General features: G+C 73.4%; 22 protein-coding genes. 15 read left to right on the forward strand and 7 right to left on the reverse strand.

Going from position 1 to position 25104, the window contains the following annotated elements; genetic code table 11:
* Positions 1 to 192: 192 nt before the first annotated feature.
* The gene (locus ABEA46_RS01755; protein WP_345542600.1) at positions 193 to 1890 is read right to left on the reverse strand and encodes a choice-of-anchor K domain-containing protein; all 1698 of its coding nucleotides are present in this window, start codon (positions 1888 to 1890) and stop codon (positions 193 to 195) included.
* A 242-nt stretch (positions 1891 to 2132) separates the two neighbouring features.
* Here ABEA46_RS01755 and ABEA46_RS01760 point away from each other — a divergent pair, with 242 nt between their 5' ends.
* The 4 genes from ABEA46_RS01760 (at position 2133) to ABEA46_RS01775 (ending at position 6266) form a co-directional block, all read left to right on the forward strand.
* Positions 2133 to 3149 carry an ATP-binding cassette domain-containing protein gene (locus ABEA46_RS01760; protein ID WP_345542601.1) on the forward strand — a complete coding sequence of 339 codons (1017 nt, stop codon included), beginning with the start codon at positions 2133 to 2135 and terminating at the stop codon, positions 3147 to 3149.
* Positions 3146 to 3967 (forward strand): ABC transporter permease, encoded by an 822-nt coding sequence (locus tag ABEA46_RS01765; protein ID WP_345542602.1) that lies wholly within the window; start codon positions 3146 to 3148, stop codon positions 3965 to 3967. The genes ABEA46_RS01760 and ABEA46_RS01765 overlap by 4 nt, the downstream gene beginning before the upstream one ends.
* 221 nt (positions 3968 to 4188) lie before the next feature.
* Positions 4189 to 4647: a GNAT family N-acetyltransferase gene (locus ABEA46_RS01770; RefSeq protein ID WP_345542603.1), complete on the forward strand. Its 459-nt coding sequence runs from the start codon at positions 4189 to 4191 to the stop codon at positions 4645 to 4647.
* Between the two features lie 137 nt (positions 4648 to 4784).
* Positions 4785 to 6266 carry an HNH endonuclease signature motif containing protein gene (locus tag ABEA46_RS01775; protein ID WP_345542604.1) on the forward strand — a complete coding sequence of 494 codons (1482 nt, stop codon included), beginning with the start codon at positions 4785 to 4787 and terminating at the stop codon, positions 6264 to 6266.
* Between the two features lie 43 nt (positions 6267 to 6309).
* Here the strand turns inward: ABEA46_RS01775 and ABEA46_RS01780 are convergent, their stop codons facing one another.
* The 3 genes from ABEA46_RS01780 to ABEA46_RS01790 all read right to left on the reverse strand — a co-directional run bounded on the left by ABEA46_RS01780 (position 6310) and on the right by ABEA46_RS01790 (position 10496).
* Positions 6310 to 9294 carry an ATP-binding protein gene (locus tag ABEA46_RS01780; protein ID WP_345542605.1) on the reverse strand — a complete coding sequence of 995 codons (2985 nt, stop codon included), beginning with the start codon at positions 9292 to 9294 and terminating at the stop codon, positions 6310 to 6312.
* Positions 9295 to 9502: 208 nt separating this feature from the next.
* On the reverse strand, positions 9503 to 9925 hold the full coding sequence (locus ABEA46_RS01785; RefSeq protein ID WP_345542606.1) for a DUF1801 domain-containing protein: 423 nt from the start codon (positions 9923 to 9925) through the stop codon (positions 9503 to 9505).
* Positions 9926 to 9929: 4 nt separating this feature from the next.
* Positions 9930 to 10496, reverse strand: coding sequence for an HhH-GPD-type base excision DNA repair protein (locus ABEA46_RS01790; RefSeq protein WP_345542607.1), 567 nt, complete (start codon positions 10494 to 10496; stop codon positions 9930 to 9932).
* Between the two features lie 181 nt (positions 10497 to 10677).
* Between ABEA46_RS01790 and ABEA46_RS01795 the strand changes: the two genes are divergently transcribed.
* The 11 genes from ABEA46_RS01795 to ABEA46_RS01845 all read left to right on the forward strand — a co-directional run bounded on the left by ABEA46_RS01795 (position 10678) and on the right by ABEA46_RS01845 (position 23249).
* A complete protein-coding gene (locus ABEA46_RS01795; protein WP_345542608.1) occupies positions 10678 to 13050 on the forward strand; it encodes an FtsX-like permease family protein in 2373 nt (790 codons plus the stop codon).
* Positions 13047 to 15794 (forward strand): FtsX-like permease family protein, encoded by a 2748-nt coding sequence (locus ABEA46_RS01800; RefSeq protein WP_345542610.1) that lies wholly within the window; start codon positions 13047 to 13049, stop codon positions 15792 to 15794. The genes ABEA46_RS01795 and ABEA46_RS01800 overlap by 4 nt, the downstream gene beginning before the upstream one ends.
* 2 nt (positions 15795 to 15796) lie before the next feature.
* Positions 15797 to 16768 carry an ABC transporter ATP-binding protein gene (locus ABEA46_RS01805; RefSeq protein WP_345542611.1) on the forward strand — a complete coding sequence of 324 codons (972 nt, stop codon included), beginning with the start codon at positions 15797 to 15799 and terminating at the stop codon, positions 16766 to 16768.
* On the forward strand, positions 16765 to 17565 hold the full coding sequence (locus ABEA46_RS01810; RefSeq protein WP_345542612.1) for an ABC transporter ATP-binding protein: 801 nt from the start codon (positions 16765 to 16767) through the stop codon (positions 17563 to 17565). Before ABEA46_RS01805 ends, ABEA46_RS01810 begins: the two co-directional genes overlap by 4 nt.
* Positions 17566 to 17795: 230 nt before the next feature.
* On the forward strand, positions 17796 to 19292 hold the full coding sequence (locus ABEA46_RS01815; RefSeq protein ID WP_345542613.1) for a protoporphyrinogen/coproporphyrinogen oxidase: 1497 nt from the start codon (positions 17796 to 17798) through the stop codon (positions 19290 to 19292).
* Between the two features lie 89 nt (positions 19293 to 19381).
* On the forward strand, positions 19382 to 19765 hold the full coding sequence (locus ABEA46_RS01820) for a hypothetical protein (RefSeq protein WP_345542614.1): 384 nt from the start codon (positions 19382 to 19384) through the stop codon (positions 19763 to 19765).
* Position 19766: 1 nt separating this feature from the next.
* A complete protein-coding gene (locus ABEA46_RS01825; protein ID WP_345542615.1) occupies positions 19767 to 20177 on the forward strand; it encodes a phage holin family protein in 411 nt (136 codons plus the stop codon).
* On the forward strand, positions 20167 to 20445 hold the full coding sequence (locus tag ABEA46_RS01830; protein ID WP_345542617.1) for a hypothetical protein: 279 nt from the start codon (positions 20167 to 20169) through the stop codon (positions 20443 to 20445). Before ABEA46_RS01825 ends, ABEA46_RS01830 begins: the two co-directional genes overlap by 11 nt.
* A gap of 219 nt (positions 20446 to 20664) precedes the next feature.
* Complete coding sequence (locus ABEA46_RS01835; RefSeq protein ID WP_345542618.1) at positions 20665 to 21510, forward strand: uroporphyrinogen-III synthase; 846 nt, start codon at positions 20665 to 20667, stop codon at positions 21508 to 21510.
* Between the two features lie 6 nt (positions 21511 to 21516).
* A complete protein-coding gene (cofD, locus tag ABEA46_RS01840) occupies positions 21517 to 22500 on the forward strand; it encodes a 2-phospho-L-lactate transferase (RefSeq protein WP_345542619.1) in 984 nt (327 codons plus the stop codon).
* Positions 22500 to 23249, forward strand: coding sequence for a sulfite exporter TauE/SafE family protein (locus ABEA46_RS01845; protein WP_345542620.1), 750 nt, complete (start codon positions 22500 to 22502; stop codon positions 23247 to 23249). The genes cofD and ABEA46_RS01845 overlap by 1 nt, the downstream gene beginning before the upstream one ends.
* 24 nt (positions 23250 to 23273) lie before the next feature.
* Here ABEA46_RS01845 and ABEA46_RS01850 read toward each other — a convergent pair whose 3' ends face one another.
* From ABEA46_RS01850 to cofC, 3 genes are all read right to left on the reverse strand, one after another.
* Positions 23274 to 23888 (reverse strand): class I SAM-dependent methyltransferase, encoded by a 615-nt coding sequence (locus tag ABEA46_RS01850; RefSeq protein ID WP_345542621.1) that lies wholly within the window; start codon positions 23886 to 23888, stop codon positions 23274 to 23276.
* Positions 23879 to 24310: a cupin domain-containing protein gene (locus ABEA46_RS01855; RefSeq protein WP_345542622.1), complete on the reverse strand. Its 432-nt coding sequence runs from the start codon at positions 24308 to 24310 to the stop codon at positions 23879 to 23881. The genes ABEA46_RS01850 and ABEA46_RS01855 overlap by 10 nt, the downstream gene beginning before the upstream one ends.
* Positions 24311 to 24405: 95 nt before the next feature.
* Positions 24406 to 25038 (reverse strand): 2-phospho-L-lactate guanylyltransferase, encoded by a 633-nt coding sequence (gene cofC / locus ABEA46_RS01860; RefSeq protein WP_345542623.1) that lies wholly within the window; start codon positions 25036 to 25038, stop codon positions 24406 to 24408.
* Positions 25039 to 25104 lie beyond the last annotated feature (66 nt).

Here is a 25104-nt window from a genome sequence, read left to right on the forward strand (position 1 = left end):
CGGGGGGACAGGGGCGGGTCCCCCCACCCTAGCGGCGCGCGGCAGCGGGACGGACCACGTGTGGATAACGTCGCCCCTGGTCAGCGAGCGGAAACGGGGATGCCGCGACCTGCGTCGCGGCATCCCCGTTCCCTCGGAAGGCGGACGCGGCCGGCTGGAACCGGGGATCGACCCCCGACCGCGCCCGCGGCCTCAGTCCTGCGCCTTGCGGCGGCGCAGGAGGAACGCGACGAGCACGCCCGCCGCCAACAGGCCCACACCGGTGAGCGCGAACGGCAGCACGGGGCCGGAGCCGGTCAGTGCGAGTCCGTCGGTCGGACCGCCCGCGTCCGCGGGAGGTGCCGTCGGGGTCGGCTCGGCCGGAGTCGGCTCGGCCGGCGGCGTCGGCTCGACGGGCGGGGTGGGCTCGACGGGCGGGGTGGGCTCGACGGGCGGGGTGGGTTCGACGGGCGGCGTGGGTTCGACCGGCGGGGTGGGCTCGACCGGGGGTGTGACCGGAGGGGTGGGCTCGACCGGGGGTGTGACCGGCGGGGTGGGCTCGACCGGGGGTGTGACCGGAGGGGTGGGCTCGACCGGGGGTGTGACCGGCGGGGTGGGCTTGACCGGCGGGATCACCGGCGGCGTCGGGTCCGTCACGTCGTACGTGTTCGTGTAGGTGCACGTGATGGGGGCGGCAGCCGCATCCCGCGCCGACAGGTCGCCCGCGATCTCGATGCGCTCGCCGGACGTGATCGGCAGCGTCGCGCCGATGCCGTCGACGCACACGAGACTCGTGAACGCCCACGGCTCGGCGGCGGCGCCTTCGACGATCGTCAGGGTCTCGCCCACGACGACGTCACGCGTGACGGATGCCGCACCCTCGGCACCGAGCGCGGTCGGGGCGAGCGCGAAGCCGTCGGCCCAGGCCGAACCCGGCGTGCGCGCGTCGGTGGTGAAGTCGAAGGCCGGGATCGCGTCGGGCCCCGTGTCGGTGGCCTCGGCGGTCTTGACCACGGTGAGACTGCGGACCTGCTGGAACTCGCCGTAGAGGCATCCATACGTCGACGTGCGCTCGACGGTCTCGAAGCGGTTGATGGCCTCGCCCGGATCGGCGAGGGTGGGCGCGCAGGTGCCGTCGGCCAGGGGCGCCGCGAAGCCGCTCACGACCAGCGTGTAGCGGTTGCTGTCGGGGCCCTCGAACGAGTGCTCGCTGACGGTGTTCACGAACTCGAGCACGTCGTTGTTCGCGGGATCCTCGGGCGGATTCGCCTGGTTCGGCGTCTCGTGCAGCTGCCACCCGTAGCTCAGGTCGAGGCCGAGCAGGCGCACGTCCATCTCGCCGCGGAACCGCTGGTTCGTCGTATACACGGGATTGTTGCGGTGCACCATGCGGCCGAGGTTGAACGCGACGCCGGTCTGGACCGACGCGATCGAGGCCGGCGAGAAGCCCACGGCGCTCTGCGACGACAGGTCCAGGCGCGCGCTGCAGTTCGAGCCGCCCCGGCCGTGCGCCGAGTAGGCGGTCGTGCCGGTCGCGACCCACGCGGCGGCACCGTCGGCCCACGCCGCGGACTGCGTGCCCGGCGAGCCGCCCGGATTGTCGATCGAGCCCGACGTGACGGTGTCGGCGGCCGTGCCGTAGCGCACGCAGTCGCCCGTGCTCGGATCGGCGGCGGTCTGGCCGTTCCACCCGGTGTGCGAGGTCATGCGCGTCTGCACGCCGTCCGTCACGGGGATCGACAGCTCCGCCGCGGCGGCGGGTGCGGCATCCATCGCGACCCCCGCGACGACGGATGCCGGAGCCACCAGCAGCGCGGCCGTCATGGCCGCCGCCAGCAGGCGTCGGCCGCGACCGGCGCGTGTCGGCTCGGTATGGGTGAAGGCGCGCGGGCGCGCGAAAGCATCGTGCATGGAACAGCCCCCAGCGGCGCCTCGGGTCGGGCGCCCTCGATTCGGTGCACGTCGCGGGTTTTCGGGTCCGCCGACATGCGCTTACACCGTGCAGGACGCACACTGTCCGGTTTCATGACGCGGACGCGAGAATCCGTTGCGGCAGCGTCCGCGCCGGCGTGACAGTCGCGTGACAGTGCCGCGACACCGCCAGGGGTCCCGCGACAGCGGTGCGACAGCGACCCCGGAGCACTGTGGACGACATGACCATCACCAGTTCCGCATCCCGCACCCCCGCGGTCCGCGCCGAGGGGCTCGTCAAGACCTTCGGCAGCAACCGCGCGGTCGACGGCGTCGATCTGACCGTCGAGGCGGGCACCGTCTACGGCGTGCTCGGGCCCAACGGCGCGGGCAAGACCACCACCATCAGCATGCTGTCGACGCTGCTGCGCCCCGACGCCGGACGGGCCGAGATCTTCGGCTACGACGTGGCGCGCGAGCCGCAGATCGTGCGCCAGCTGATCGGCCTCACCGGGCAGTTCGCGTCCGTCGACGAGACGCTGTCCGCTACCGAGAACCTCGTCATCTTCGCCCGCCTGCTCGGGCTCTCGCGCATCGACGCGAAGCGCAAGGCGGCCGAGCTGCTCGAGGAGTTCTCGCTCACCGAGGCCGCGACCCGGCCGCTCGCGAAGTTCTCCGGCGGCATGCGCCGCCGCCTCGACCTCGCGGCATCCCTCATCGCACAGCCGCCGCTCATCTTCCTCGACGAGCCGACCACCGGGCTCGACCCGCGCACCCGCGGGCAGATGTGGGACACGATCCGCCGGCTCGTCGCCACCGGCTCGACTGTCGTGCTGACGACCCAGTACCTCGACGAGGCCGACCAGCTCGCCGACCGCATCGCCGTCATCGACCGCGGCACCGTGGTCGCCGAGGGCACCGCGCTCGAGCTCAAGGCCTCGGTCGGCCAGGCATCGCTGCTGCTGCGCCTGCGCGGCGGCTCCGACATGGCCGAGGCGCAGCGCGAGATCGCCCGCGTGCTCGGTGTGGACGCGATCGTCTCGCCTGAGGCGGCCCGCCTCACCGTGCCGATGAGCGACCCCGACCGCGTCGCCGACCTGCTGGTCGCGTTCCGCGCGGCCGACCTGCACCTCGAAGAGCTGAGCGTCCAGCAGCCGACGCTCGACGAGGTGTTCCTCACCCTGACCGGCAAGGGCGTGCCGGAAGACGACGAGGCCGCCCACGCGACGGCCGACGAACTGGAAGGAGCTCGCGCATGACCGCGATCGCCACCCCCATCGTGCCGGTCGCCGACCGGCAGCTGTCGAACCGCTCGAGCCTCGCGCTGACGGTGCAGAACACGCTCACCATGGCCTGGCGCGGCATCCTCAAGATCCGCCGCACGCCCGAGCAGCTCGTCGACGTGACGGTGCAGCCGATCATCTTCACGCTGATGTTCACGTACATCTTCGGCGGCGCGATCGCCGGCGACGTCGCGAGCTACCTGCCGATCATCATCCCCGGCATCCTCGTGCAGACTGTCATCACGACCTCGGTCGTGACCGGCGTGCAGCTGCGCGAAGACATGGACAAAGGCGTGTTCGACAGGTTCCGCTCGCTGCCGATCGCGCGCATCGCGCCGCTGTCGGGCGCGCTCCTGGCCGACACCCTCCGCTACACGATCGCGACGACCATCACGTTCGTCATGGGCTTCATCATGGGCTTCCGCCCCGGTGGCGGGCTCGGCGGCGTGGTCACCGCGGGCCTGCTCGTGATCGCCTGCTCGTGGGCGATGAGCTGGATCTTCGCCTTCTTCGGCGTCATCGCACGCACCGCGTCGAGCGTGCAGGGCATCTCGATGCTCATCCTGTTCCCGCTCACGTTCCTGTCGAACGCCTTCGTGCCGGCCGACACCATGCCCGACTGGCTGCAGTGGTTCGTGAACGTCAACCCGGTCTCGCACCTGGTGACCGCGGTGCGCTCGCTCGTCAACGACGGCGTCGTGACCGGTGACGTCTTCGTCGCGCTGCTGGGCGCCGCGATCATCGTCGCGGTGTTCGCGCCGCTCACGGTGCGCGCCTACATGCGCAAGGCGTGAGCGACGGATGCCGCCGGCTGAGGCGTGCGGAAGGGCCGGGGCCGATGGCCTCGGCCCTTCCGGCGTCCCCCAGGCGCGCCGATCGCACGCGCTCCCGCCGGCCCTTTCATCGGATGGGGGTATCGGATGGCAGCACCCCGTCGACTCATGTCGCGGGTCCGGCCGCCCATGGGCTGCGCGGTTCGTCACGGCCGGACGGCGGCGGATGGTTGACTTGGCCGGTGGATCCTGAGCGGTGCCGGCCGGACGATGTCCCAGCGCTGACGGCGTTCCTCCATGAGGTCGATCTCACGCTGAGCGGCCTGAACGCGGCGAGCGTGCGGTTGTGGATCGAGCGCGATGAGACCGGCGCGATCGTCGGTAGCACCGGCTACGAAATCAGCCGCGACGGTCACCACGCGCTGATCCGCAGCGTCGCGGTCAGCCCGACGCGGCGTTCCCGTGGGCGCGGCAGTGCCCTCGCGAGTTTCGCGCTTGATCGTGCGGTCGAGGAGGGTGCGAGCAGGGCGTGGCTGTTCAGCCGCCGGTCGGGCCCGTTCTGGCGATCCCTCGGGTTCGAATCGGCGGATCGTGACGAGCTTGCCGCGGCGCTGGCGGACGCGCATCAGGTGCGGCTGTTCCAGCAGACCGGGCAGCTGGGCCGGGAAGTCGCGTGGTCGCGCCCGCTCTCTGCGGCCTGACGGTTCGTCGGCGAGTTCGTGCAGGCCGAGCGACTCTTGTCGATATCGAATCTTTGTTCTATGCTGGAATGAGATCGAACTCGTGCCCACGTTTCGTTTGATCCTTCGTCGCGCTGACGCGCGTTTCGAGAGGAGACATGGTGGGGCACCAGATCGGCACCGGCGACGGCACCTGGAGTGCGCTGGAGCGCGTGGTCTCAGATGTGCAGGCGGCGCGGGTGCAGATCGCCCGGTTGCAGGCTGAAGAAGCTCGTCTGCTGGCGGATGCCGCCGACATCGTGAGGGCACGAGAGGGCGAACGACGGCTTATGGGGCGCAGCACCGTGCACGACCTCGCGCTGCGGGAGGTATCGAGCGAACTGGGTGCCGCGATGCGCCTGAGCGACCGCTCCGTGCAGGCGCGCATGTCGGCGGCGAGCAGCCTGGTCGACGGATTCGCAGAGACGCACCGCGCGCTCGCCGAGGGTGGCATCGATCACGCGCACGCGGCGGCCATCGTCGATTGCGGCGTGGGGCTGCTCGACGAGACCATGCGTGGCGAGTACGAGCGGATCCTGCTAGAGGCCGCCGAGTTCGAGACGCCCCCGCGGCTGCGTGCGATCGCCCGCATCGTTGCGGCGCGCATCGACCCCGAGATGGCGGCTGAGCTGCAACGGCGTGCACACAGCACTCGCCGCGTCCGCGTGATCGACCTCGAGGATGGCATGGCGAGGCTGCTCGCCGACCTGCCGGCCGTGCTCGCGTATGCGATCCTCGATCGGCTGACGCAGATGGCTGAGATCGAGGACGAGGCGGATCGCGCGGCGGCAGCGGCTGCTGTCGTTGCGGTGGGTCTGGATGCCGTGCCCGACGCCGCGGGCGAGGTCGGACCCGAACGACCCGTGGAGGGCAGCGAACCTCCGCTGTCCACCGTCGACGAGGCCGTTCCCGCAGACCGGAGCGACGAGGGTGAGTGCGCCGCCGAGCTGTCGACGGCTCCGGGAGCCGAGCAGCGGTCCCGTGATGAACTGCGCGCCGACATCTTCGCGGACCTGCTTCTGACCGGGGCGCCCGCCGCGCACGGTGCCGGCGGCGCGCTCGCGTCGATCCGCGCGGAGGTGCAGATCACCGTTCCGGTGCTCACCGCCGCGGGGAAGGACGACGAGCCGGCGCTGCTCACCGGGTACGGACCCATCGACAACGAGATGGCGCGGGAGCTCGCCGCCGGCGCGCCTGGCTGGGATCGCGTGATGTACCACCCGCACACCGGTCTGCCGATGGCCGTCGATCGTTACCGACCGAGCGCCGAGCTTCGAAGATTTCTCCGCGCGCGCGATGAGCGGTGCCGCTTTCCCGGATGCACGCGACGGCCGTCCCGCTGCGACGTCGATCACACACTCGATCACGCCAAGGGCGGTACCACCTCGGAGTGCAACCTCGCTCACTTCTGCCCTAGGCATCACACCGTCAAGCACGCGACGGCCTGGCGGGTGCGGCAGGCCGGCGGCGGAGTGCTCGAGTGGTTCAGCCCCACTGGGCGCCGGTACCTCGACCGGCCGCCGTCGGTGGTGCAGTTCGTGCCGTCCCGGACGTATGAGCGGCTGCTTTCGATGCCGTATGTCGGGGACGCTCCCTTCTGAGCCGCACTGCGGTATGCGGGCTACACGCAACGCGCCCTACAGATCACGCGAGCAGTGCCCTGAGCACCGCGACCTCACGCTCCGCTTCGGCCGTCGCCTCCTCGGCGCTCGACGCGGCGTCGGGCTGCGCCGCGGACTCCTCAGGATCGGGGATCGCGCCGGGCGAGGCGGCCGCAGTGGGATCGAGTGCGTCGGTGCCCAGGCGCTCGCGCAGCACCCGCAGGAACGGCTCCTGGGCATCGACGCCGCCGCGGATACGGGCGGCGGCGGCCAGCGCGCGGACGGCATCGGCCTTGCGTCCTTCGGCCGCCAGCCACCCCGCGATCGAGATCGCCACGTCCGACACGATCGGGTGGTCGCCGCTGCTGACGGCCGCGGGCAGTGCCGAGCGGAGTGCGGCCGCGGCCTCGTCGTCCCGGTCCAGCAGCACGAGCGCCTGCGCCCGCTTGGAGCGGGCCCACGCGACGAGCTGGTCGGGGAACGACGGCATCGCATCGGCGTCGACCTGGTCGAGATGACGCAGCGCGGCCGCGCCGTCGCCGACCGCGATCTCGATGGTCGCGGCGCTCATCTCGGCCTGCGCGATGCCCTGCGGCGACTCCTTGTCGCGCGCCAGCTTCTCGGTCTGCTCGAGGCGGACACGGGCCTCGTCGATGCGGCCGAGCCGCAGCAGCAGTCCGATGCTCTGCGCGCGCTGCTGCACGAGGTCCGCCGTCGAGGTGAGCCCCGTGAGCGCCTCCGTCGAGGTGTCGGCCACCTCGAGCGCCTCTTCGAGTCGGCCGGCCAGCTGCAGCCATTCCGAGCGCATCTGGCTGGCGAACGCCGCGCCCCACACGTCGCCCAGCCGCAGGAAGGCCTCGAGCGACCGCTCGCTCTCGACACCGAGCGTGACGGTGTCGCCGCTGTTCTGCGCGATCGCCGAACGCATCATGCTGACGAACGCCTGCGACCACTCGGGAGCGTCGGCGAGCCCGTCGCCGTCGATCACGGTGGCGCGCGGCCAGGGGCGGCCCGGCGGGGTGTCGCGCGCGGTCGCGGCGACACCGCGCAGCAGCGGCCCGACGACGGCCGACAGTTCGCTGCGGTGCACCGCGGCGGCAGCGATGACCGCGGGCGATTCGCTTTCGAGGAGCGCCAGTGCCGCACCGGGCGTGCCCGTGTCGGAGAGCAGGTCGCCGTTCCCCGCCTCCGCCGGTGCGAGGCGGTCGGTCTCGCGCCGGCTGATGTCGAACGCGCGGGCGAGCAGGCCAACGCCGCGCACGACGACCGCGGGCTCGGAGTCGAGCGATCCTGCGACGTCGAAGAACCGCGTGATGCCGCCGGCGAGCTCCTCGAAGCGCTCGCGCATGAGCCACGTCCACAGGTTCGCGCGGACGAGCCGCAGTCCGACATCCTCCAGGCCGGGCTGCTCGGCGCAGGTGCGCAGCGCCGCGCTGAGGTTCTCGTCGTCGGCGTCGAACCACGCCAGTCCCTCTCGCACCGCGGGGCCGCGCAGCCGGGCGTCCTCGCGCGTGGCGAGCTCGACCATCGCGCGGGCCTGGATGCCGCGGAACTCCCCCTCGCGCCCCTCCCCACGCAGACGATCGATGCCGTACTCGCGCACTGTCTCGAGCATCCGCAGGCGCCGTTCGGAGCGGTGCAGCAGCGACTTGTCGACGAGGGCGTCGAAGGACGAGGCATCCACTCCGAAGGCCCTCGCGACGATCGCGATGTCGCCCGCACCGATGCCGTCGGGGAACACGGCGGCCGCAAGCAGGGCGGTGCGCTCGTCACCGGTGAGCGTCTCCCAGCTCCAGTCGATGAGCGCGCGCAGCGTCTGATGGCGTGCCTCGATCGCGCGCGGGCCGGTGGCCAGCAGGGCGAAGCGGTCGTCGAGGCCGGCGTCGATCTCGCCGATCGTGAGGGTGCGGGCCTTCGCCGCGGCGAGCTCGAGCGCGAGCGGCAGTCCGTCGAGGCGCGTCACGATGCGCTCGACGGCCTCGGCGTCCTCGGGACCCGGCGGGGTGCCGCGCGCGGCGCGCACGCGACGGGCGAACAGCTCCCGCGCGTCGCTCTCGGGCAGCGGCCCGAGGTCGACGAACGCCTCGCCCGCGAGCCCGAGCGGTTCGCGGCTGGTCGCGAGGATGCGCGTGCCCGGGGCGCCGCGCAGCAGATCGAGGGCGACGACGGCGGCCTCTGCCGACACGTGTTCGCAGTTGTCGAGCACGATGAGCGCGGTACGCCCGGTCAGGGCTTCGAGCACGCGGTCGCGCGCACTCGTCGACACCAGCTCGCCGACGCGGATGCTGCGCCCCACCGCGCCGGCGACAGCCGCCCACACCTCGCCGGGAGCGGCCGGGGCGAGCTCCACGACGATCGCGCCCGGGCGCCGGCGCGCGGTCTCGAAGGCCAGCGTCGTCTTGCCGGCGCCGCCGGGGCCGATGAGCGTCACGAGCCGTTCGACGCCGAGCTGCCCGTCGATCAGGGCGAGCTCGTGCCGCCGGCCGATCAGCGGCGTGAGGGCCGCGGGGATCGGCGCGGCGTCGGTCGCCGACACGCCGGCCGGAGAAGGCGGGACGGTGGATGCCAGCCGCTCCGCGTGCGCGCGGTCCTCCAGCAGATCGCGCACGACCCAGTCGAAGCCCTCGCCCGGCGTCCACGGGTCGCCGATCCACAGGTCGAGCGCGGCGCGCGCGTCGGCGGCCGCGGCGGAGGCGTCGTCCGAGCGGCGGGCACGTTCGACGAGGTCGGTGAAACGGGCGAGGTCGACGTCGGCGCGGTCGACGGCCAGACGGTACCCGCCGGGCGTGGCTTCGAGCGTGCCGGGCGGCAGCGCGCGGCGCAGGCGCGACGCGAGCGACTGCAGCGAGGCGCGCGGGTCCTCGGGCGGCTCGTCGGGCCACACGTCCTCGGTGAGGGCGCGGTACGCGACGGTGGTGCCGGCGTCGAGCGCGAGCCGGAAGAGCAGCGCCTCCTGCCCGCGCCCGCGGACCTCGACGGGGGCGTCGTCCGCCTCTGCGTCGAAACCCCCGAAGAACCTCAGCCGCACGTGCTCCACCTTAGGGCGCACCCTCGTCCGGCCACCGCTGCGTCGGCTCGCGTCCGCCCGCTGTGCCGATCCGAAGATCGGACTTCGTGCCCGTTTCCGGAGCGCGGCGGCGGAATGCTCCGGAGAACGGCGGATTCTCCGAGATCCGGAGCGGCACCCGACGACGCCGCGGCACATCGCCCGCCCGACCGAGCGCGGGCCGAGCGCATCAGTCGGCGGAGGCCTCGCGGGCGCGGCTGCCGAACGTGCCGGCGGTCAGCGTCTCGTACGAAGAGCGCACGACGGCCTCGAGCACGTCGAGGTCGATGGCATCGAGGCTCTTGAGGTAGAGGCATCCCACCCCCGACGTATGCGGCCCGAGCCTCGACAGCGCGTCGGCATGGGCCTCGACGCCGTCGGAGAGGTAGACGACGGTCGCGGTCCTGCGCGGCGCGAAGCCGGCCGCGGCCGCGTCGCCCGAATGCCCCGACGCGTACTCGTAGTGGTACCGCCCGAAGCCGATCATGCCGGGATGCTGCAGCACCGGCTCGTGGCCGGTCACGCGGCGCATCAGTCCGACGAGCGTGCGCGCGTCGCGCTGCCGCACCGCGGGCGTGACGCCCGCCAGGAACTCGTCGACCTCAGCGCTCATGCGCTCAGCCCTTGGCCGCAGCCTTCATCGCGCGCTTGTGCTCGCGCACCTTCGCGAGCGAGTCGGGCGAGACGATGTCGGCGACGCTGCGGAACGATCCGTCCTCGCCGTAGGGAGTGGATGCCTCACGCCAGCCGGCGCCGGTGTACCCGTACTGCTTGCCCAGCAGCGCGAGGAAGATCTTCGCCTTCTGCTCGCCGAAGCCCGGGAGCGCCTTGAGCCGCTTGAGGACCGTGGCGCCGTCGGGCTCGCCCTGCGTCCAGATCGCGGACGCGTCGCCGCCCCAGTCCTGCTCGACCGCCGCGCACAGCGCCTGCACGCGGGCCGCCATCGACCCGGGGAACCGGTGCACGGCCGGCGTCGTCTTGAACAGCTCGGCGAAGGCGTCGGGGTCGTAGCCGGCGAGGCCGCCGGCGTCCAGGGTCCCGGCGCGCTCCGAGATCTTGAGCGGACCGGCGAAGGCCGTCTCCATCGCGACCTGCTGGTCGAGCAGCATGCCGATGAGCAGAGCGAGCGGGTCATCCGTGAGCAGGGTGTCGGCGGCGGTGTCTCCGGTGATGTGAAGGGCCATGGGCCCAGTCTCCCACCGCGGACGCGGCGCGCGGGAGCACCCGGGGACCTGGGGAGGCCGAGTGCGGGAATGCGCTTGTCGGGTTAGGTTGGCAAGACGTGCGCTGGGGTTCGCCGGCGCCGACACCTGCCACGACGACGTCGCTCACGTCGCCGACCCGACCCGCGGAGGACCGAGCCCGATGCCCGATCGTTCCGCACCGGCGTCGGCCGCACGCCTGCTGCGGAAGCGATCGGCCGCCCGCGCCGGGCTGCTGGCCAGCGCCGCCGCCACCATCGCGGTCGCCGTGGCGACGGTGTGCCTCGTGCTGGCGTGGCTCGCACACGCCGTCGCGGGCGCGGGCGACCCGCCGCCTCCGGGCGTCGATGCCGAAGACGTCGCCGACCAGGTCGCGGCCGGCGCCGCAGCGCTGGCCTCGGCCTCGCCTGCGCTCGTCCTGCTCGTCGCGCTGCTGGCCGGCACCGCCGTCGCGCAACTCGCCCGCCTCATCGCCGCCGCGCGCGAGCACGAGACGGCCACCGTCCGTGCGCGCGGGTTCTCGCGCGCGCAGGCCTGGACGACGGATGCCGCCGAAGGCGCTGTCGTGGCGCTCGCGGGCACGGTGGTCGGACTGATCGTCGCCGCTGCGGCCTCCGCGCTCGTCGGTGCGGGGGCGCTCGCCGGACTCGCCGCGTGGCCGTGGGCGCTGGCGCTCGCGGTGCTGCTGACCGCCGTGTTCGCCGTCGCCCTGCGCCGCGGCGAGGGGCGACGCACGTCGGCGCGGACCACCCGGACCACCACCGCCGCCGTCGTCGTGGTGCTGCTGCTCGCAACGGGACTCGTGGTGTGGCAGCTGCCGCTCGCCCGCGGCGCGGGCTTCGACCCCATCGTCGCCATCGCGCCTGCCGTCGTGCTGTCGGCCGCGGCGGTCGTGGCCCTCGCCGTGTTCGGGGCCGCGGCGGTCGCCTGGGCCCGGCCGGCGGCATCCTCTCCCGCGCTCGAACCCGGCTATCCGGCGCGCCAGGTCGCGCGCCGCATCCCGATCTTCGCCGTCGCCGTGCTGCTGGTCGCGTTGACCGTCGCGCAGGCCGTGTTCACCGCCGCGTACGGCGCCACCTGGACGGCCGCGACCTCCGACTCCGCCGCCGTGCGCGCCGGCGCCGACCTGCGGGTCGACACGACGCCGCAGGCTGTGACACCCACGGAGGTCGCCGACGCGTCGGCCGTGCCGGGCGTCGTGGCCGCCGCCGGCGCTCTCGCGACCGACATCGAGGTGGGTGAGCTGGACGCGCAGCTCGTGGCCGCTCCGGTCACGTCGCTCGACACCGTCGTGACCACGGCCGGCGACCTCATCGACACCGCGGCCCTCGCCGCGACCGTCGACGGCACCGTCACCGCCGAACCGGTGGATCTCGGGGATGCCGCCACCGGCCTGCGCGTGACGGTCCAGGTCGCCGGGCAGAACGGCACGAACGCGATCCCGGTGCTGCTGTCGGCCGTGCTGCTCGACGCGACCGGCACACCCGCAGTCCTCACGCTCACGGGCGACCCCGCGCCGCAGGGGCAGGCACTGGTGACGTATACGGCGCAGGGCGATCTTCCGGACGGCACGGCACCGTGGCGCCTGCTCGCCCTGCTGCTCGGCACACCCCTCACCCCCGTGCCGCCCCAGGAATCGGTGACTGTCGTGTCGGCCGAGGCCATCGGCGGTGCGACGCTCGAGCTCGACGGCTCGGCCTCGCTCACGAACCAGACGCGCGAGTCCGTGCTGTGGCTGGCCGACGGCGGCGACGGCGCGACGGGTGCCGAGCCGCCGAGCGTCTCCGCCGCCGTGACGCACGCGCTCGCCGAGCGGCTGGGCATCGGCGTGGGCGACCAGGTCGAGTTCCGGTACTCGGGTGTCGGACGCCGCGGCGCCGCCACCATCGCGTCGCTCGTCGACGCCGTGCCCGGAACATCGGCCGCTCTCGCCCTGTTCGTGCCGATGGAGACGCTCCTGGTCTCACAGCTGCAGCGCGGCACGTCGATCGTGCCGCCCGACGCGGTGTGGGCCGCGGGCGACACGGCCGCCGCCGACGCTTACAGCGCGGCGCTCGACGACCGCCCCGTCGAGACCTCGGCGCCCGGCGTCACGGCGAGGGTCGTCGGCGCCCTCGTCCCCGGCTGGTGGATCGCGACGGTCGGCTCGGCGGCGCTGTCGCTCGTCGCCGCGCTCGCCATCGTCCAGACCCTCGCGATCGCCCGGCGCCGCGAGCTCGGCGTGCTGCGGGCGGCCGGCGTCACCGCGGGCCGCCAGGCGCGCATGCGCGCCGCCGAGCTCGGCGGTGTGTTCGGTGCCGCGGTCGTGCTGGGCGCCGCGGCCGGCGTGCTCGTCTCGGTGCTGATCGTGCCGTCGCTCGTGCGGGCCGTGACCCCCGGCATCCTGTCCATCGCCGGCGGCGTCGACATCGCGTGGGTGCCGCTGGGCCTGGCCATTGCGGCTCTCGTCGTGGGACTCGGGGCCATCGTCGCCGCGGCCGCGGCCGGTGTGCGCCGGGCCGCCCGCACCGCGACCGTGGGGGAGGAGTCGCGATGACCCGCCGCGTCACGACCCGCGCCCTCGTCGCCCACCACCTGCGCTCGCGCGCCGGCGGCGCGGGCATCGTCGCGACGCTCGTGCTGGTGCTGACGGTGCTCGCCACGGCCGCGCCGATCGCGCTCGGGATCGCGGGGGATGCCGCGCTGCGCGACCGTCTCGACGGGCTGCCGCCGACCGCGCGCGACGTCTCGTCGACCAACGTCGGCTTCCCGCAGCTGCCGGGCGGTGTCGCCGGGGCACGTTCCGAGGTGCCGTCTTCGACCGAGGAGGTCTGGGGCCCGTTCGAAGGCGCGGTCGAGCAGGTCCGCACCGGTGCCGACGCGCCCCTGCCCGGCATCCTGCAGCCGGCGCGCATGGTGACCACCAACAGCGACAACGCGGTGCGCGGATCGTCGAGCCCGCAAGAGGTCACTGTCGCGTTCGACCCCGATTACGAGGACGAGATCCGGATCGTCGAGGGACGGATGCCGGAGGCCGCCGCATCCCGGCTTCCCGGCGTGGTGGGCGAGCCGACAGGCGACGAGCCGCCGCTGGTGCTGAACCGCATCGAGGTCGTGGTCTCGGAGGACACCGCCGCAGAGATGGAGTGGGCGGTCGGCGAGACTCGCAGCGTCGGGCTGCCGAAGTGGCCGGTCGAGATCGTGCTGGTCGGCCTCTTCGAGCCGGTCGACGCGGACGGCGACTACTGGCAGCACGTGCCGTCGGTGCTGACGCCGAAGGTGTTCGACGACGGCAACAGCGCCCGCAAGCTCACCGGCACGGCGTTCGCCCACCCGGCTTCGCTCGTCTCGGAGGGCCTCACCGGGGGCTATTCCACCTCGGTCTGGTATCCGACGGACGCCGATGCGATCAGCGGCGACGACGCCGAGCAGACTGTCGCCGCCCTGACCCGGTTCACCTCGGTGTCGCACACCGTGGCATCGTCGGGCGATGGCCCCGGCATCCTGAGCCTGCGCTTCGACGCCGACATCACTGGTGAGATCGAGCTCGCGCTCGCGCAGGAGGCCTCGACGGCAGCGGTCATCGCGATGCTCGTCGCCGGGCCGGTCGGCGTGGCCGCCGCCGTTCTCGTGCTGGGCTGCCGGCTCATCCTCGAAGGACGCCGGCCGAGTATGCGCCTGCTCTCGGCACGCGGCGCCTCGACCGGGCAGCTGCGCGGCCTGCTGGCTGTCGAGGGCGCCATCGCGGGCGCCGTGCCCGCCCTGCTCGGCGCCGTCGCGGTCACCGTCGCCGGTGCGCTGCTGTTCGGGGCGCCGCCGACGGCGATCGGTGTCGTGGCGGCCCTGCTGCTCGCCGTCGCCCCGATCGTGATCCTCGTCGTGCTGGCCCCGTCCGTCGCGGAACGGCAGGCCCGCGCCGATCTCGGCGTGCGCGGCTCACGGCTGCGCCTCATCGCCGAGGGCGTGATCGCGGGCCTTGCCGCCGTCGCCCTCGTGCTGCTGTTCGTCCGCGGATACAGCGACGGCGTCGATCTGCTGATCGCGGCGACGCCGCTGCTGCTCGCCCTCGTCGCCTGCCTGATCACGTTGCGCGTGTACCCGCTGCCGCTGCGCGCGGTGCTCGCACGGGCGCGGGCCTCCGCCGGCTCCGACGCCTTCCTCGGCGCGGCACGGGCGCTGCGCGAGCCCTCGATCGGACTCACCCCGGTGCTCGCCCTCGTCGTCGGCGTCTCGGTCGCGGTGTCATCGGGCATCCTGCTCTCGGCCCTGCAGAGCGGCATCACCGAGACCGCGCAGGCGCAGGTCGGCGCCGACGTGCGCATCACGGGCGGCACCTTCACCCGCGATCAGCTCGACCGGATCGACGGCGTCGACGGCGTGGCGGCCGCGACCGGGATCTCGGGCGCCGACCCGGCGACCCTCGACGTCGACGGCGTCAAGCGCAACACGTCGGTGTTCGTCGTCGACGCGGCCGACCTGCGCGCGGTGCAGGGCGACGGTCCGGGGATGCTGCCGCCCGGCATCTCGCTCGAACCCACCGGCGGCAAGATGCCGATCGTCGTCGCCGGCGCCACCGCCGACGTGATCGGCGACACCGAGAAGCTCGATGTGGGCGGTGTCGACGCCGAGGTCGTCGGCGTCACGCGCGGGCCCGTGCCCATCGGCGTCCGTGAGAACTGGGTGGCGCTGGACTCCTCGTACGCCGAGGACGTGCTCGGGCGCGACCCGAGCGACCGCACGGTCCTCGTCAGCCTGGAGGAGGGCGTCGGACTCGCCGACGTGCAGGACGACCTCACGGCGGTGGTCGGCGACGCTGTCACGTTCGCGACGCCCGACGACATCGCCGGCACCATCGAGTCCGGCCCGGCGGTGCAGGGCGTGCGGTGGGCGCTGCTGGCCGCCACCGGGATCGCCGCCCTGCTCAGCGCGCTCGCCATCGTCATGACGCTCGCCCTCGCCGCCGGAGCCCGCGCCCGCGTGCTGGCGCTGCTGCGCACCCTGGGCGCCCCTCGTCGTGCCGCGACCTCGCTCGCCCTGTGGGAGATCGGCCCGCCCGCCGTCGCGGCGGTCGTCGCCGGCACCCTGTTCGGCCTCCTCGTGCCGCTCGTCGTGCTGGCAGCCGTCGACCTGCGACCGTTCACCGGATCGTCGGTGGCGCCGGCCTACCAGGTCGACCCCGGCATCCTGCTGCTCACCCTCGGCGGGTTCCTGGCGCTCGCCGTGCTGCTCACTGCGATCGCGCTGTTCGTGTCGCGGCGCATCCGCGCCGCGGGCGCGCTGCGCAACGTGGAGGAAGGATAGGCATGAGAATTCCCGACATGGACGCCGACATCCTGTGCGTCGACCTCGTGCGCATCTTCAAGGTCGCCTCGGCCAGCGGGCCGGGTGTCGAGGTGCAGGCGCTGCAGGGCCTCAACCTGCGCATCGATCCGGGCGAGCTGGTCGCGGTCGTCGGCGCGTCGGGCTCGGGCAAGTCGACGCTCCTGTCGATCCTGTCGAGCCTCGACCAGCCCACCGCCGGCGTCGCGTGGGTCGCCGGCCACGACCTGCTCACGATGACCGAGAAGGAACGCGTGATCTTCCGACGCCACAGCGTGGGCTTCGTGTGGCAGCAGACCTCGCGCAACCTTCTGCCGTACCTGTCGGCGAGCGAGAACATCGCCGCCGCCCTCGCGATCCCCGGCCGGGTGAAGGGTGCCGCGGCCCGCCAGACGCGCGTCGCCGAGCTGCTGGATCTGCTCGAGGTGTCGCACTGCGCCGAGCGCCGCCCCGGCGAGATGTCGGGCGGCGAGCAGCAGCGCGTCGCGATCGCCGTCGGCATCGCCAACGAGCCCCGGGTGCTGCTCGCCGACGAGCCCACCGGCGAGCTCGACGACACCGCGAGCGCCCACGTGCTCGAAGCCATGCGCTCGGTCAACCGCGAGCTCGGCGTGACGACGCTCATCGTGACGCACGACCCCGCCGTGTCGGAGCACGTTGCGCGCACCGTGCAGATCCGCGACGGCCGCACCTCGACCGAGGTGCTGCGATCGACGCGGCTCGACGAGCACGGCGCCGAGCAGCACGTCGCCGAAGAGTACGCGGTGCTCGACCGCGTCGGCCGCCTGCAGCTGCCCGACGAGTTCGTCACGGCCCTCGACCTGCGCGAACGCGTGCGACTGGCCCTGGAGCCCGACCACGTCGGCGTATGGCCCGGCCAGCAGTCGCCTCGGCAAGCGCCGGACGGGCAGCATCCGGCCGCGGCATCCGATCTCCCCACGGAGGAGCCCTCATGACCCTCGCCCTGCGCGGAGAGAAGCTGACCCGCACGTTCTCGTCGGCGGCGGGCGACGTGCACGCGTGCGTCGAGATCGACATCGAGGTCGCCGCGGGCGAGCTTGTGGTGGTGCGCGGTGCGTCGGGTGCGGGCAAGACGACGCTGCTGAACATGCTCGGCGGGCTGGACACCCCCACCTCGGGCAGCGTCTGGATCGGCGACGTCGAGGCCACCGCGCTCGACGAGGACGCCCTGGCCGCCCTCCGCCGTGAGCGGCTGGGCTTCGTGTTCCAGTCGTTCGGGCTCATCCCGATCCTCTCGGCGGCCGAGAACGTCGAACTGCCGCTGCGCATCGCGAAGACGGCGCCCGCTGAGCGCGATGCACGCGTCGCCGAGGCGCTGCAGCTCGTGGGCCTCGCCGACCACGCCGCGCAGCGGCCGACCGAGCTGTCGGGCGGGCAGCAGCAGCGCGTGGGCATCGCCCGTGCGATCGCGGCGCGCCCGCACGTGCTGATCGCCGACGAGCCCACCGGTCAGCTCGACTCGCGCACCGCCGCGACAGTCATGGACCTCATCGGCGACCTCGTGCACTCGCAGGGCCTCGCCGCCATCGTCTCGACCCACGATCCGCTGCTCGTGCAGCGCGCCGACCGGGTCATCGAGCTGCACGACGGCCGGGTCACGTCGGTGACCGGACGGTCGGTGGATGCCGGTGGCCCGTCGCTCCCGGAGCCTGAGGCCGAGTCGTTCGAGGCCGACGAACCGCACGCTCCGCGGACGCGCGCCGAGGCCCGCGAGCAGCGGCACGGCCACTGACCTGACGCCGGGGTCGCCCCCGGTCGTTGAGCGGAGCGAGGGACGAGCGAAGACGAAACGCGGTGAGCCGTCGATCGGACCGAGCCACTCCGCGACGTCTGCGCCCGGCGGATCCTCGAGAGCGGCTCGCGACGTTTCGTCTCGCTTCGCTCGCTCAACGAGCCGGGCGTGAGTGTCCGCCCTTCGCTCGCTCGACGACCGGGGCGGGCACGCAGAGCACCGGTGCGAGGATGGAAGGCGTGCCTGACTCCGCCGAACCGCTCCAGGAACTCGTCGCCCACGCCCGCGACACCCGCGTCGTGGTGATCGGCGGCGGCATCGCCGGACTCGCCGCGGCGTGGGAGTGCGCCAAGGTCGGCATAGGCGTCACGGTGGTGGAGGCATCCCCCCGCCTCGGCGGAATGATCGGCACGGCCGAGACCTCGGGGCTGCGCCTCGACGTGGGCGCGACCTGCTGGTCCACGCGCGGCGGCGCGGTGCGGCGCCTCGTGGACGAGGTGCTGCCGGATGCCGTCGTCGTGCGCCCGCGCGAAGAACGCGCGTGGATCGCGGGCCTGCCCAAGGGGGCGGCCGCACCGCTGCCCCCTGACACGCTGCTGGGCATCCCGGCCAACGCCTGGGACGAGGGCGTCCGCCGCATCATCGGCTGGGGCGGGACGTGGCGCGCCTACCTCGACCGGCTGCGGCCGCCGCTCACCATCGGCTCCGAGCACAGCCTCGGGCGCCTGGTGACCAGCCGGATGGGTTCCACGGTGCGCGACCGCATGGTCGCGCCGCTCAGCGTCGACCGCTTCGGCCTCGACCCCGACGACGTCGACGTCGAGGTCGCGGCGCCGGCGCTCAACCCCGCCCTCACGCGCACGGGGTCGCTCGGCGGCGCGGTCGCCGAGCTCGCCACCGATGCCCCCGGCTCGTCGATCGAGGGACTCGACGGAGGGATGCCGCAGCTCGTCGCCGCACTGCACGCGCGTCTCGGCGACCGCGGCGCCACCGTGTACACGGGCATGCGCGCGACCGGTCTCGTCCGCGACGGCGAGGCGTGGACCGTCGTGCTCGCGCCGGAGGAGGGCGGGCACGTGCCGGAGGTCGACCCTGCGCCCACTGAGTTCACCGCCGACGCCGTGATCGTCGCGACCGACGAGCCCGCCGCCCGCGCCCTGCTCGGCCCGGCCCTGCACGACAGCGCGTTCGCGGCGGCCGAGCCCGCCGGCATCGCCCGCGAGGTCGTCACGCTCGTCGTCGAGGCGCCCGCCCTCGACGCGGCGCCGCGCGGCGCGCACGTCCACGCCGTCCCCGGTTCGGGCGCTGCGACGGGCCTCGTGCACGAGACGGCGCGGTGGGAGTGGCTCGCGCGCGACGCCGGCCCCGGCCGCCATGTGCTGCGCGTCGCGTTCGGCGCACCCGGCACGGCGCCGGCCACCGCCGGGCTCGACGACACCGCGGCCTTCACGCTGGCGGCGCGTGAGGCATCCACTCTTCTCGGGGTCGCGGTCGAGCGCATCGTGGCCGCGCACCGCGACAGCTTCAGGCTGGTGCCGCCGGCGTCGGCGAGCGGCCAGCGGGAGCGCGCGACGGCCGCGCGCGCCGCCGTCGCGAAGGCGCGCGGACTGGCTGCCGTCGGGGCGTGGCTCGCGGGGAGCGGGCTCGCGCAGGTCGTCGCCGATGCCCACGCCGAGGCCGATCGGGTGCGTCGCGGCGCGCTGTGGGGCGACGAACAGCCCGAGTGACGCATCGCCCGGCGAGTGGATGCCGGAATCGGCATACGGGGCTACCCTGGGGAGGGTCGTCAGGTGCACACCGAGTGTGAGGAGACCCCATGAGGGGCAAGGCTGGACTCGTCATCGGACTCGCCATCGGGTACGTCCTCGGCACGCGCGCGGGGCGCGAGCGCTATGAGCAGATCAAGGCGCAGTGGCTGAAGGTGTGGAATCTCGACCCCGTCCAGGAACAGGTCGGCAAGGTCAAGGACTTCGCGAAGAGCCAGGCGATGGCCCTGCCGTCCACACTGTGGGACGCGGGCGTCAAGGTCGTCAAGGCCGCCGGCTCGCAGGGCACGCCCGGGCAGAAGCTCGACGCCGCCATCAAGGTGGGCAAGGACTCGCAGGACGACCTGGGCAAGGCCGCGCAGACGTCGGCCAAGGCCGTGAAGGATGCCGTCGAGGACGCGGTCGACGACGCCAGCGGCCAGGGCGGGGCCTGACGTGGAGACGCGCAGACGCGGATTCCGCGACCGCGCGGACGACAGCCTGCTGACGCTCCTCGGCGAGGTTCCGGAGCTCGTCCGCAACCTCGTCATCGCCGAGATCGACGCCGCCAAGGCGTGGCTGGCCCGCACGGCCAAGGACGGCGGCTGGGGCGCTCTGTGGGTGTTCGCTGCCCTGTTCGTGCTGTTCTGGTCGGTGCCCGTGCTCGGCACGTTCGTGATCGCCGGGTTCTCGGAGTGGTGGGGCTGGCCGGTGTGGCTGTCGGCCCTCGTGGTGTTCTTCGTGATGCTCATCGTGACCGCGGTGCTGGCGTGGCTCGGCATCCTGCGGTTCCGCAAGATCGGCGCACGGCAGAACCCGGTCCAATCGATCGCCCAGGACGTGAAGGAGGTGCGCGATGAGCTCTGAGGCTCCCGTGCCCGTGCCCCGCACCGCCGTGCCGCTCGGCATCACCGACCCGGTGGAGCAGGCCCGCGCCGAGCTCAAGGCCGCCCTCGCGGCGATCGAAGAGAAGGCGAACGTCCCGCGGCGGGTCGGCCGCGTGGTCGACGAGCGCGTCGCTCAGGCCCGCGCGTTCAACCGGAGCAACCCGGCGCTGGCCGCGGTCGCCGTCGTCGTCGGCGCGGTCGCGATCGGCGCAGCCGTCTGGGGAGCGGTCCGGCTCTACACGCGCTGAAGCCCCGGCTGCCGGGCTCCCTGAGCACCCGCCGACGCCACCGGCGCCCACCCGTCCGGAGCGGAGTCCGTCCGTTCAGGAACGGGGGGTATGCTCAGAGGTCGAGGCAGTGCAATGGTGCGTATGCTGCCGATCGCGCGAACCCGATTCGAATCGCGCATCGGCTGCTCGAACGTCATGGGCGGCCGACTGAGCACCAGCGAGAGTCGACCCCCCTTTATGAACACAGCCGCAGCATCGCACCAGCCCGTCAAGCCCCTGACCGGCTGGCGCGTCCTCGTGCCCCGCGGGGGCCCCTGGGGCGACGGTGTCGCGGCCAACCTGCGACGTCAGGGCGCCACCCCGGTCATCGCCCCGCTCATCAACTTCGCGCCGACGAACGACCAGGCCACGCTCGATCAGGCCCTCGCCGACCTGGCCGCCGGCGCGTTCGACTGGCTGACCGTCACCAGCGCCACGACGGTGGACGTGCTCTACGCCTATCGCGCCGTCGTTCCGGCCACCACCAAGGTCGCCGCCGTCGGCGAGACCACGGCGGCCGCGCTGCTGGCCGTCGGCTACCGGGTCGATCTCGTGCCCGAGCGCGACAACTCCGCCGCAGGCATGGCCGAGCAGCTCATCGGGCTCGAGCCCGAAGCCCGCGACATCCTCACGCTGCGCAGCGAGATCGCCAAGCCGGTGCTCACCCGGATGCTCACCGAGGCGGGCCACCGCGTGCGCAGCGTCGTCGCGTACCGCACGGTCGGCGTGCCGGTCACCGAGCGCATCGCCGAGGACGTCCACTCCGGCCGCATCAACGCCATCCTCGTCACGAGCGGCTCGGTCGCCCAGCAGGTGCACGAGCAGTTCCCCGAGCTTCCCGAGACCACGCTCGTCGCGGCCATCGGACCCCGCACCGCCAAAGACGCGCGTCGTGCCGGCCTCGATGTCGACGTCGTCGCCGAGGCCCAGACCGTCGACGCGCTGATCGATGCGGTGGCCAAGTTCCCGCTGCCGCACGCGACCGACGAGTTCGCGCCGAAGACCGGTGTCCTTCCGCAGCTGCACGCCAAGCACCAGGGCTGACGGCACGTGACGCGCGCGCCTCGCATCGTCGTGCTTGCGGGCGGCGTCGGCGGCTCCCGGTTCGTGCTCGGTGTGCGCGGCGCCCTCCGCGCCCGCGGACTCGACGACACCGCTGTCGCGCTCACCGTCGTCGTCAACACGGGTGACGACCTGTGGCTGTCGGGCGTGCGCCTGCAGCCCGACGTCGACTCGATCACGTACGCGCTCGCCGGCGTCAACGACACCGAGCGCGGCTGGGGGCGCCAGGGCGACACCGAGCGGGTCAATCACGAGCTGCAGGAGTGGGGCGCCGGCTGGCCGTGGTTCACGCTCGGCGACCTCGACCTCGGCACCCACCTCGCCCGCACCGGCTGGCTGCGCGAAGGCCTCACGCCGACGCAGGTGCTCGAGCGCATGTCGCATCGCTGGCCGCTCGGCGCGCGCCTGCTGCCGATGACCGACTCCGAGGTCGACACGATCGTCGTGCTGCACGACGGCACCCGCCTGCACTTCCAGGAGTGGTGGACGCGGCACCGTGCGACGCTCGCGCCCGCGGCGTTCGAGAATCCCGGGGTCGCGGCATCAAGACCCGCTCCCGGTGTCGTCGAGGCCATCGCCGACGCGGACGTCGTATTGCTGGCGCCGTCGAACCCGGTCGTGTCGATCGGCCCGATCCTCGCCGTCCCCGGCATGCGCGAGGCGCTGCGCGCGACCGCAGCCCCTGTCGTCGGCGTCTCGCCGATCATCGGCGGCAAGGTCGTGCGCGGCATGGCCGATGTGTGCCTCACCGCCATCGGCGTCGAGACGTCCGCCGCGGCCGTGGCCGGCCTCTACGGCGCGCGCACCGACGGCGGACTGCTCGACGCGTGGCTGCTCGCCGAAGAGGATGAGCACGTGGCGGACGAGGTCGCCGGTCGCGGCATCCGTTCCCTCGTCCGTCCGCTGTGGATGACGGATGCGGCGCGCTCGACCGCGCTCGCCGAGGCGGCCTTCGCGGCGGCAGAGGTCTGATGCTGCCCGACCTCGCGTGGTGGGCGTGGGCTCTGCTCGGCGTCGCGGCCGTCGTCGTCGGGCTCTCGAAGACCGCCGTCCCGGGTGCCGGGACGATCGCCGTCGCGATCTTCGCCGCCGTGCTGCCGGCCAAGCAGTCCACCGGCGTGCTCCTGCTGCTGCTCATCGTCGCTGATGTCTTCGCGGTCACGATGTACCGGCGTCACGCGGACTGGAAGACGCTGCTGCGCCTCGCACCGGCCGTCGTGGTCGGTGTGCTGCTGGGGGTCGTCTTCCTGTGGTTCGCCGACGACCTGTGGGTCAAGCGCACCATCGGTGTGATCCTGCTCGCGGTGATCGCGCTCACGCTGTGGCGCCGACGGGTCAGCGGGCCGGTCGCGGGTGAGGGCGGCTCGCATCGCGTCGCCGCGGCCACCTACGGCACGCTCGGCGGGTTCACCACGATGGTGGCGAATGCCGCCGGACCGGTCATGTCGATGTACTTCCTCGCGGCGAGGTTCGAGGTGAAGGCGTTCCTCGGCACCGCCGCCTGGTTCTTCGCGATCGTGAACCTGTTCAAGGTCCCGTTCTCGATCGGCATCGGGATCATCACGGTCCCGGGGCTGCTCATCGACCTCGTCCTGGTGCCGCTGGTCGTCGTCGCGGCGTTCCTCGGACGGTGGCTGGCCGACCGCATGCCCCAGTCGGTGTTCGAGAAGCTCGTGATCGCGTTCACGATCGTCGGCGCCGTGTATCTGCTGATCGTCTGACGGGCGCCGGTAGCGGGGTGGCGGTCATGCCGGGAGGGATGCCTCGTTCCGCGCGATCGCCGTGATCCACCGCTCGGCCGACGCGGGGAGCGTCGACTCGGCGACTTGCTCGGGTGTCCAGCCGGCGGCGGTCAGGGCGGCGGTCAGGCCCGCCTCGTCCCAGTAGGTGAAATGCCGGGGGTCGTCGAGCTTGACCTGCGTCCAGGCGTCGCCCGCGCCCTTCTTGAAGCTCGCGACGAGGACACCGTCGGGCCGGCACGCGCGGCGTGCGGTGGCGAGCACGCCGGGCAGGTCGGCGCGTGGGACATGCAGCAGCACGGCGTTCGCGAAGACGGCGTCGTACGGGCCGCCGAAGTCGGCGGATCGCACGTCGAGCACGCGCGCCTGGTGACCTGCTGCCCGCTGCGCCTCGACGAACGCGGCCGCCCCGTCGGTGCGGTCGACGGTGAGGCCGGCCGATTCGAGGGCCCCGGCATCCCTTCCGGGCCCACTGCCGAGCTCGAGCACGTGCGCCCCTGCCGGGACGCGGGCCAGCAGCGCGTCGACCTCAGGAGCCGGGGCGGCCGCGGTGCGCTCGGCGTACTGCTGCGCGCCGCGCTCGTATGCGGCGAGGGTGGCGTCCTGCGGGCTCAGTTCCACGGTGACGGGCGCTCGGGCGCGCGACGGCTGTCGTCGGGGAACTCCGGAAGCTCCTGCCCGCCGGCACGCAGGCACAGCCAGCGCAGCTGTTCGGGGCTGTCGGGCAGTGCGCGCCACGTGCGGAACACGCCCTGACCGACCCGCACGACCGTGCCGGGTCCGACGTCGACGATGTCGTCGTCCAGCGCCATCTGGCCATGGCCGCCGAGGAACACGTAGACCTCCTCGATGTGTTCGTGCACGTGCCAGTACCCGGCTTCTTCACCGGGCTCGAAGGCGTTGGCGGTCATGCCGATGTACTGCATCGTCAGCTCGTGGTCGACGACGCGCCGGCCGTCGCGCGACTTCTCCGGAGTGAATCCGCCGTAGTGCCCCCGCCACTGGTCGAGGCCGCCCATCTCCAGCACCTGGTAGTCGCTCATCCCGTCAGGCTAGCGACGCATGCGAGGGCGCATCTTGTGGACTGTGCACAAAGAATCTGCGGAGGTCTGCGCGGCGGCTGACGCGCGCGGCGCCGTCAGATCGCAGCCCCTGCCAGCAGCGCCGCAGTGCGGGGGCCGAGGCCCAGCGCGCGGGCGGCGTCGAGCTGCGCGGCGGTGTCGACGTCGCGGCGCAGGGTCGAGGCATCCGGGATGTCCAGCGCCACGCACCCGAGTGCGACGTGCCGCGTGAACGACCCGTCGCCGAACGACGACGCCCAGTCGACGCCGGGGCCGGCGGCGACCAATGTCGACCCGGTGCCCTCGGCGTCGGGGACGACGGCGCGGGGGAGGGATGCCGCGGCCCGCAGCGCCTCGCCCAGATCCTCGGGGCGCAGCGACGGCAGGTCGCCCAGAAGGGCGGCGCGCGGCATCCGTCCGCTCGGATCGATCGCCGCGACACCGGCGGCCACCGCGGCGTCGAGCCCGCCGGCATCGCCCTCGGGCACGAACCGGAGCGCCGGGATGATCGCCGCGTCGCGGGCGAGGGCGGCGTCGTCGGTGACCACGACGACCTGCGCGACGACGTCGCACGCGGTCGCCGCCTCCAGGGTGTCGAGGGCGATGGCCCGGGCGAGGTCCTTGCGGGCGACGCCCGGCACGTCGAGACGGGACTTGCCGTGCGCCGACGGCTTGACCGGCACCACGACGACCCAGCGCGGCGTCCGCAATTCAGTATGCGTGTCGGCGGCGGCGTCGGCACGCCCAGACTGAGTACTGCGCGCCGACGATCGCCG

Source organism: Microbacterium jejuense (assembly GCF_039544225.1).
Classification (GTDB): domain Bacteria; phylum Actinomycetota; class Actinomycetes; order Actinomycetales; family Microbacteriaceae; genus Microbacterium; species Microbacterium jejuense.